Origin of the sequence: Streptomyces sp. CBMA123 (genome assembly GCF_014596465.1) — a bacterium.
Lineage (GTDB): Bacteria > Actinomycetota > Actinomycetes > Streptomycetales > Streptomycetaceae > Kitasatospora.
In genome coordinates this window covers 1-828 of the sequence record NZ_MECK01000521.1, presented here as the reverse complement: position 1 = coordinate 828, position 828 = coordinate 1, and the positions used below count along the sequence as shown (strand labels likewise).

General features: G+C 79.3%; 1 pseudogene. It reads right to left on the bottom strand.

Features of this window, described 5'->3' with window-relative positions:
* Positions 1-828: pseudogene (locus BG452_RS35780) on the bottom strand (hypothetical protein); the annotation flags it as partial.

Here is an 828-nt window from a genome sequence, read left to right as displayed (position 1 = left end):
GTCCAGCTGTTCCAGGGCGGTGCGGTGGGCCGCCCGGCGGACGTGCAGGACGGCGAGGTCGGTGCCCAGCCGGGCGAGGGCGGCGTCGTCCCGGTCGGCGTGCGCGGCGCGCAGCCCGATCTCGGCGACGGCCCGCCAGTGCGTCCGGTCCCGGCCGGCGGCCTCGTCCGACCGTTCGTGCAACAGGCTGATCCGGTGGGCGAGTTGCCAGGCGGCGCCGGTGCGGCCGTACTGTTCGGCGCAGAGGACGACGGCGCGCAGGGCGCTCTCCTCCCGGCGGAACCAGGCCGGTGGCCGGGCGGTGGCGGCCCCGTCCGCCTGGTCGCCGCCCCAGGGGGCGGTGAGCTCCAGGTAGTGGGCGATCAGCCGGTCGAGCGCACCGAAGCGCTCGGTGCAGTCCAGCGCGGCGGCCTGCCCGGCGGCGTAGCGGCGGACCAGCTCACGGCGGGCGTAGCGGCCGGGGGTGGTCTCCGCCAGCAGGTGGACGGCGTCGAGGGCGGTCAGCTGGGTACGGACGGCGGCGGGCGGCAGGTCGGCGAGGGCGGCGGCGGTGGCGGTGTCGATCTCCGCGCCGGGGTGCAGCCCCAGCAGGGTGAACAGCCGGGCGGCGGGGGGCGGCAGGGTCCGGTAGGTGCGGTCCAGGGCGGCGGTGACGCCGGTCGGGCCGCATTCGGTGCCGACGCCCGCCAGGGCGGCCAGGCCGGTCTGCTCGTCGGCGAGGTCGGCGGCGAGGTCGGCCGGCGACCAGTCCGGGCGGGCGGCCAGCCGCGCCGCGGCCAGGCGCAGGGCCAGCGGCAGGTGGTCGCCGCGCTCGGCGAGGTCGGTGAG